The sequence below is a fragment of the Aeromonas sp. s6 genome (assembly GCF_040907815.1).
In the GTDB taxonomy this organism is placed as follows: domain Bacteria; phylum Pseudomonadota; class Gammaproteobacteria; order Enterobacterales; family Aeromonadaceae; genus Aeromonas; species Aeromonas caviae.
The window spans coordinates 1-7,791 of the sequence record NZ_JBFOCN010000090.1 but is presented as its reverse complement, the minus strand read 5'-3'; the positions used below and the strand labels follow the sequence as shown (position 1 = coordinate 7,791).

Below are 7,791 nucleotides of genomic sequence, written 5' to 3'. Positions count from 1 at the left end.
TCATCCAGGCGCGCCAAAAACTGGCTGACCAAGCCGTTCGACAGGTGTTCCAGCAGACCGCCACACTCTGGCATCAGCAGTGTCAGCACCCCACCTGGGCCGGCTTGCAGCTGCTGGCCGTGGACGGGGTGGTCTGGCGCACGCCCGATACTCCGGACAATGCCGGCGCCTTTGCCAAGTCGAAAACCGTCCAGGGGGAGACGCAATATCCCCAGGTCCGCATGTTGTGTCAGATGGAGCTGACCAGTCATCTGCTGACCCAGACAGTGATGGACTCCTGTGCGGTAAACGAGATGGTGTTGGCAGAGCAACTGATTGAAAAAACACCCGATAATAGCCTGACCCTGTTCGATAAGGGCTTCTACTCACTGGGGTTACTCCATGCCTGGCAACGCCAGGGCGTAGCGCGTCACTGGCTTATTCCGCTGAAAAAGGGGGCTCAATACGAGGTCATCCGCAAGCTGGGGCGGCAGGATGTGCTGGTACGCCTCAGTGCCAGTCCGCAGGCCAAGAAGAAGTGGAGCGAGTTGCCGGAGCAGTTCGAAGCCCGGCTGCTGACCCGGACGGTAAACGGCAAGGAGCGGCAGGTGCTGACCTCGCTCACCGACCCGCTGCGCTTCCCGGCCAGCGAGTTGATGGAGCTATACCAGAATCGCTGGGAAATCGAGCTGGGCTATCGGGAGATGAAACATAGCCTGCAACAGCACCGGCTGACGCTGCGCAGCAAGAAACCCGATGGAGTAAGGCAGGAGCTATGGGGCTTGGTATTGGCCTATAACCTACTGAGATATCAGATGGTTAGGATGGCGGCGAGCTTAAAGGGCTATACGGCCAGCCAGTTGAGCTTTCACATGGCATCGGTGTATCTGCTGCATGAACTCAGTTGCCTGCCGTTTGTGTCACCGGGCATGGTTCCAGGGCGTGTCGCTGAGTTGGACAAACAGGCAGAGCAGTTCAAGTTACCCGCCCGCCGAGAACGAAGTTACCCAAGGTGCATCAAAGCCAAACCACAGAAGTATGCGACGAGAAAACCTAGTAAAAACAATGCCAGTCAGGCTTAACTGACTGGCATTACGCCTTCGGGCGCCGTTTTTGTTGCGCTGTTGCCAGGCTGGAGCCGGTTGGCGGGCTCGGTCATCCAGGCTGGCGGCATCCCGCCCCGGCCAGATCCGGCCACTGCCCGCTTCTGCCCGCCACCTCCCTTGATCCAGGTCAAGGGGGACTTAGGTCCCTTATTTTACGGTCAAGGGTGAGGTTGGTGAATGACACATAAGGATGTGCGTATGGAACTCAAGAGGGACCCGAGATGCTATACCGACGTCTGTATCGACGGTAAGTGGTATCACTACGATCACTGCAGCACTCACGTTTATATGCTGATGGGGGGCGCCGCCCCCAGCCTGCAGCTTGCCCATGAACCCGGCAGTGAAGAGGAGCTGGTGGAGATGCTCCGTCAGCACCCTCAACGCTGACTGCCTGCGGGCCATCGGGGGTATCGTCCCGGCGGCCCGCCTTGCTCAGCCCGCCTTGCGGCCCAGGATCTTCTTGCCCATCTCCAGCAAGGCCGTTGCCGCCGCATAGGCCTCGTCTGACTTGCCTATCTCGTCCGCCACGTAGAGAAAACCGGATCTGTACTTCTCCACCGCCTCGTGGGGAGTGGCTGCGTCGATGAAATCCTCTTCCACCTCGAACCCTTGTGTCAGCAGCGCCTCCTTCTCCGTGAGGAAGGTGGGGGAGGCCATGTCGACATAGGTATATTGCTGACGGCGGGAGGCGGGGACGCTGAAGAACTGGAATCTGGCCATGGATGTGGCTCCTCTGAACGGGTGATCTGCCATGGGGGGCGCTCGATGCGCCCGGCAAGATAAAGGAGCATTCGAGTCTTGCAGCAGACTACCTTGAGTCGTGAAGGGACGCAATCGGGCTGGTGATCACTCTGGCGACATGGGCGCAGCGCCCCACCTGCTTGTCAGGCAAGCACACCTTCCAGCACCCGCTGGGGAGTCTCGGGAGCGCAGTGGACAAGCAGTTGCTCCCCGGTCATGGGGCGTCCGAGCAGGTAGCCCTGCAAGGTGTCGCAGCCCAGCTCGGTCAGCAGGTCCCGCTGCTCCGGGGTTTCCACCCCCTCTGCCACGATGCGCATCTCCAGGGCCTGACCCAGGGCGATGATGGCGGCGATGATGGTGGCATCGTCGCCTCCCCGTTCCAGGGTGGTGACAAAGCCCCGGTCAATCTTGAGCTCGTTGGCGGGGAAGCGCTTGAGGTAGAGCAGACTGGAGTAGCCGGTGCCGAAGTCGTCGATGGAGATGCCAAGGCCGAGCTCGGCCAGACGGTTGAGGATGGCGAGGCTCTCCTCGGCCTTCTGCATGGCGGTGGATTCGGTGATCTCCAGGGTCAGGTGACGGGCCTCGAGCCGATGGCGGGCGAGGGCGCCCTGCACCTCCTCCAGCAACCCGGGGCTGGCGAGCTGGATGGTGGAGAGATTGACCGCCACGCTCCAGTCGTGATGACCCGCCGCCCGCCAGGCGCTCATCTGGCGGCACGCCTCGTCGATGACCCAGTTGCCGATGGGGATGATGAGCCTGCTCTTCTCCGCCAGCGGCAGGAAGCTGGCCGGCGAGACGGCACCATGCTCCGGGTGCTGCCAGCGCAGCAGGGCCTCGGCGCCGACCACCTGGCCGCTGCGGGCACAGTATTTGGGCTGGTAGTGCAGGGCCAGCTCCCCCCGCTCCAGGGCGTGTTGCAGCTCCTTGTGCAGCAGGAACTGCTGGTGGGCGTTGGCGTTCATGGCGCTGTCGAAGTAGTAGTAGTCGTTGCGCCCCTGCTCCTTGGCGTAATACATGGCGGCATCGGCGTTGAGGGTCAGCTCGTGCAGGCTGGTGCCATCCTGGGGATAGACGGCAATGCCGATGCTGGCGGTGATGTGCAGGCTGTGGTGCTCCCACTCATAGGGCTGTGCCAGCGTGGCCAGCAGACGCTCGGCGAAGGCTGTGGTCTGGCCGATGTCCCCCGGCGCCAGGGCCAGTACGAACTCATCCCCCCCGAAGCGCGAGGCGGTATCATTGGGGCCAAGCAGAGCAGTGATCCGCTCCGCCACTTCGACCAGCAGCAGATCCCCGGTGTGGTGGCCGTGGGCATCGTTGATGATCTTGAAGCCGTCGAGATCGAGAAACAGCAGGGAGAAGCTGCGCTGGCTGTGCTGACACTCCTGAATGCGCTGCTCCAGGCGGTCGGCGAACAGCAATCGGTTGGGCAGCCGGGTCAGGCTGTCGTGCAGCGCCAGCTTGAGCAGCTCGTTGTGAGCCTGGTGGAGGGAGGTCGAGAGGCGCGCGGCGTGGGCATCCAGCATGGAGAGGACCAGGGCGATGGCGAACACCGCCAGGGTCACTATGATGACCACGGTCGCCAGCCACTGGGTGTCGAGCCCGGTGTAGAGGGCGCCGCACAGGCTCCCTTCCGGAAACTGGGCCGCCGCCATGCCGGTGTAGTGCATGCCGATGATGGCGCAGCCCATGACGAGGGAGGCGCAAGCCTTGCTGAAGAAGGCGCGCGGGCTGCTGTTGCGCAGCCTGAACGCAATCCAGAGGGCGGCCCCGGAGGCGAGCACTGCGATGAGGATGGAGAGGACGAAGAGCCCCCTCTGGTAGTGGATGCCGGGTATTATCTTCATCGCCGCCATGCCGATGTAGTGCATGGTGGCGATCCCGGCCCCCATCAGCACGGCTCCGAACAGGATCCGGCCCCAGGGGAGCTGGGGGCGGCTCACCAGCCAGAGGGCGAAAGCCGAGGAGCCGATGGCCGCGACCAGGGAGAGGCCGGTGAGGGGGAGATCGTAGCCGAGCGCGATGGGCAGGTTGAAGGCGAGCATGCCGATGAAGTGCATGGACCAGATACCGAACCCCATGGCAAAGGCACCCCCCGTGAGCCAGAGGGCGGCGCCCCATCCCTGGCTTTGGCTCACCCGGCTCGTCATGTTCAGCGCCGTGTAGGAGGCGAGCACCGCCAGCAGGATGGAGAAGAACACCAGGTCGTTGCTGTAATAACTGTCGAGCATGGGGTGGGTCGCGGTCACTTGATTCACTCTGGGATGGATAACGGTCCGAGCCATGGCCTGGCTGGAGATAAAAATCGGGCTGAGGATTGTACACAAGAGGTGTCACAAACCGTACAGAGATACGCACCAAAATGGCCCCCGGATCAGAGCAAAAACTCTGTCTTTTCTGGCATTGGCCGCCATCCTGTGACCGATAAACCGGCACATCCCCATTTTATTCCGTCTGAACAACAAGATAGGGGAGCATGGGGCGCTTGCCACGGCGCTGGCGGGCCCGTGGCGAAGGCGTGTGGTATGCGCACAAGGCGCCTGTGCGATAAAGGCGCGCAGCCCCTGTCGTCCTTTCACGATAGCCGCAGGCCATGCGCTCAAGGAGTCAGCACAAGCCTGCATCCTCCGGGTCTTGGTTGACCCGGTACATCTGTTATCATCTTCCCCCTGTTTTCTTATCTCGTTGACTCTGCTGGAGAAACCATGTCTCGAACCCTCTATTTGCTGCGCCATGGCCAGACCCGTTACAACGCCGAATTGCGGTTGCAGGGGCGTTGCAACTCCGAGCTGACCCCCAGGGGAGAAGCCCAGGCCCTCGCCATGGGGGCCCGTCTGGCCAAGCTCCTGACCGAGCCCACCGACTGGACGATCTACGCCAGCCCCCTCGGCCGGGCACGGCAGACGGCGGAGCGGGTGTGTCAGCAGCTTGGCTTGGACCAGGAGCGCATCATCTGGGACGAGCGGCTGGTGGAGCTAGGGATGGGGGAGTGGGAGAGTCGCCGGGTACCCGAGCTGCTGGCGGCCTACCCCGAGCTGGATCTGGAGGAGCCGGACTGGTATCTGCAGGCCCCCCATGGCGAGAGTTTTGAGAGCATTCAGCGCCGGGCCCGGCAATGGCTTGAGGACGAGCACATTGCCGAGCAGGCCATCGTGGTTTCTCACGGTCTCTTTGGCGCCATGCTGCGCGGCGCCTATGTGGATCTGGACTACACCACCACCTGGCTTCAGGAGCTGCCGCAGGATGCCTTCTTCAAACTGAGCGGTGGCCGCATAGAGCGGATTGCCTGCTGACCACACGAAGGCGGCCCGCCGTGGGTGGGCCTTGTTGTGATTGGTCGCTCAGCCAACTGCCAATTTGGCCGCTTCTTTCCACATAAAAGGCGGCATCGGAGTAGTGAGACGCCATTTAATGTTCATCGGTTGGCTACCGCTGTGGGAGATGTACTCCACCTCACCGAAGTTCACAAAGCCAAGGGTGCGGCCAAATTCATCTTTGCTCTGCTCACGAACGAACAGAAACACGCGCTTACCCTCTGCCCTGTGGTTTATGTAACTCAGCCCCTTACCTCGCTCTGGGCGAGCGCTGTTTTGGCTCTGCCAATGAAACAGCGACTCGTTGATGGCGTAGTCGTGATAACGGGTAGTGGGGGAGAAGTGCTGCTCCGTTTTGTTCAAGGTAACGAACAGCAACTCGATGTTTTGCTCTGCGATGACATAGACCCCTTCGCGAGCCGTGGGTTGCTGCGCGAAGGTGGTCGCGCCAAAGCCAACCAGTACCTGCTCTCTGGCATAACGGGCATGCAGTTGCAGTGGATTGCCGGGAAGGTCAGACATGGCCAGTTGCTCGTGTTGCACCCGGTTGATCAGCATGGGCAACAGATCTGCAAGCTCGGCCCTCAACTCTGGTTGATTGAGTTGTTTCAGGCTGTGCGCCAAGGAGCTAAAGCCGGCGTTGGGGCCGCTCTGTTGCCAGAAGTCGTAATGGCACATCAAGGCCATTCGCTCATCGTGCTCAGCCGTTAAGGTAAAGGCGCTTTCCACCAAGGTTTGTAAGAAGTTCAAGTAATGGAGCGCATCGCAACCCAATAGTCGGGTTTTGATGGCCCGGGTGTAGAGGGTCGACAGCTTTTCATCGCTCATTTCAGAAACAGTGTGGTTGCGGGCCTGTTTGACCAAGGTGTTCCAATTGCCGCGCTTGTAGATCTCCTCAAGGCTGATGTGAGGGTAGAACTTCAAAAAGTTCGCCAGTGTCAGCGGTAAATCGCAATCCTGTGAGAAACGGCGGATCAGGCCCATGAGGCGCGAGGTATTGAGAGTCGCCTTCTTGATATTGCTCAGAATTAACTCTTGGGTCTGTTTTGAGAGTTCGATACGGCAACCCAATGGGGCATGGGGAAAGCCTTGTTTGATTTCGTGGCCGATTGCCTTATTGGTTTTACCCACCAGAGCCCGGAATTTCTGGGCAAAGTCATACTCCGCGCGAGCATTGCCAACAAAATCCAACACGGTACAGCACTCTTTATCGCTCGCCAGTCGCAGGCCGCGCCCCAATTGCTGCAAGGGAAGGTGCGAATAAGTCATATGGCACGAGAGCATTTACTGGTAACCCATTGATATTAAATGACTAAAATTTTCATTTTTTGTTCTTGGGATACTTGTTCGCACTTTCCCTAGTCTTGATGCCAACAGTTGTGTGATGAGTTGTTCATAAATACCACATTGCTGCATGGTGACTGACCTTGAATTTTGTGCATAAGGGGAGTAGGCAGGGTATCATTTTTTTTAGCTAAATCAGTAAGCTGTTATCTAATTTTGTCCATTTGAAGATCTATCTAGCCATGGGTGGCGAAGATAGAGAAGGCGAACCACAGGGAGGTGGTGATGGATCCAATTTCTTATCTTTTTTCGGCTTATCTCAATCTGGTGCAGCAACAGGTGACGGATATCTATGGCACCGAGCTAAAAACGCTGGTAGTGCCCTATGAGGGAGAGCAGGTTCCCTTCTCTTTCCAGCTCTGGCAGATAAAACAGCAAAGTGTCTGCCGTCCCTACGAGCAAGATGTGCGGCGCTTCAGTCAGTGCACAGTCAAGGCGCAGGCACTGTTTGGAAAACTGTGCGATGACCTGACACGGCAAGACGACAGCAGTTGGCAGCTTCCCAAGTACCGCACCATGTACTGCTCGGCCGCCATCGGCTATCGCCCCATGATTGCGGAGATCGCCGATGCCCAGCCGAGCCCGAGTAAGCTCGCGGAGCGGGCCTGCAATCAGGCCATTCTGGCGGCCATGGGCAGTGATGACGAAACCCTGCTGGCCCAGCGTGACAAGGCGTGTGCCGCCGTGCGTTAAGGTATTTCCCTAGTCAAAATAAGTGGTTAGCCCCCTGTGCACCATGCCACAGTTTCTATTGAGGCGGGTGGGTATGATGGTGCGGCAATCACCATGACAGGGAGCAAGCATGATAAGCCATATCGACCATCTGGTATTGACGGTCAGCGACATTGAGCGGGCGATGGCGTTTTACAGCGGCGCCTTCAAGATGGAGCCCATCACCTTCGGGGCAGGCCGCCGGGCGCTGCGCTTTGGCAACCAGAAGATCAATTTGCAGTTGCTGGGGGAGGAGGCGCGCAACCGGGCGCAGGTGGGGTCGGGGGATCTCTGCCTCATCACCAGCTGGCCCCTGGATCAGGTGATGGCCCAGCTGGCGAGCCAGGGGGTCGAAATCGTGGAGGGGCCAGTGATGAAAAGCGGTGCCTGTGGTCCCATCTTAAATGCGAAAGGGGACTCCCTCCGACGTAGGTGGGAGGGGAATTTCGCCGGGGCGTCAGCCCCGCTGGTTTTGAATGTATTGCTTGATCACCTCCAACGGTGCTCCGCCGCAAGAGCCCGCAAAGTAAGAGCGTGACCAGAGTACGGGTTTGCTGTAAGCACCTCTCAAGTCCAGAAATTCATTACGCAGTCGCCTT

The 7,791-nt window shown here is 59.5% G+C and carries 7 protein-coding genes and 2 pseudogenes; 5 read left to right on the top strand and 4 right to left on the bottom strand.

The window, feature by feature from the left end; translation table 11 throughout:
- On the top strand, positions 1–1,061 hold a 1,061-nt coding region (locus AB5Y50_RS13955), incomplete at its 5' end, for an IS4 family transposase (protein WP_368162444.1).
- Between the two features lie 222 nt (positions 1,062–1,283).
- Positions 1,284–1,472, top strand: coding sequence for a hypothetical protein (locus AB5Y50_RS13950; protein ID WP_010674183.1), 189 nt, complete (start codon positions 1,284–1,286; stop codon positions 1,470–1,472).
- Positions 1,473–1,517: 45 nt separating this feature from the next.
- Here the strand turns inward: AB5Y50_RS13950 and AB5Y50_RS13945 are convergent, their stop codons facing one another.
- Together AB5Y50_RS13945 and AB5Y50_RS13940 are read right to left on the bottom strand one after the other, a co-directional pair.
- A complete protein-coding gene (locus AB5Y50_RS13945) occupies positions 1,518–1,805 on the bottom strand; it encodes a hypothetical protein (RefSeq protein ID WP_052814944.1) in 288 nt (95 codons plus the stop codon).
- 164 nt (positions 1,806–1,969) lie between these two features.
- On the bottom strand, positions 1,970–4,081 hold the full coding sequence (locus AB5Y50_RS13940; RefSeq protein WP_368163049.1) for a putative bifunctional diguanylate cyclase/phosphodiesterase: 2,112 nt from the start codon (positions 4,079–4,081) through the stop codon (positions 1,970–1,972).
- Positions 4,082–4,528: 447 nt separating this feature from the next.
- On the opposite strand from AB5Y50_RS13940, the gene AB5Y50_RS13935 reads away from it, so the two are divergent.
- The gene (locus tag AB5Y50_RS13935; protein WP_109422409.1) at positions 4,529–5,116 is read left to right on the top strand and encodes a histidine phosphatase family protein; all 588 of its coding nucleotides are present in this window, start codon (positions 4,529–4,531) and stop codon (positions 5,114–5,116) included.
- A 48-nt stretch (positions 5,117–5,164) separates the two neighbouring features.
- On the opposite strand, the pseudogene AB5Y50_RS13930 reads toward AB5Y50_RS13935, so the two are convergent.
- A pseudogene (locus tag AB5Y50_RS13930) lies at positions 5,165–6,385 on the bottom strand (DUF3427 domain-containing protein); the annotation flags it as partial.
- 321 nt (positions 6,386–6,706) lie between these two features.
- On the opposite strand from AB5Y50_RS13930, the gene AB5Y50_RS13925 reads away from it, so the two are divergent.
- Positions 6,707–7,174, top strand: a complete 468-nt coding sequence (locus AB5Y50_RS13925; RefSeq protein WP_052815663.1) for a hypothetical protein — start codon at positions 6,707–6,709, stop codon at positions 7,172–7,174.
- A gap of 109 nt (positions 7,175–7,283) precedes the next feature.
- Positions 7,284–7,592 (top strand): annotated as a pseudogene (locus AB5Y50_RS13920) (VOC family protein); the annotation flags it as partial.
- Between the two features lie 57 nt (positions 7,593–7,649).
- Here the strand turns inward: AB5Y50_RS13920 and AB5Y50_RS13915 are convergent.
- The coding region (locus AB5Y50_RS13915) for a transposase (RefSeq protein ID WP_319861765.1) at positions 7,650–7,791 on the bottom strand (142 nt) is incomplete at its 5' end.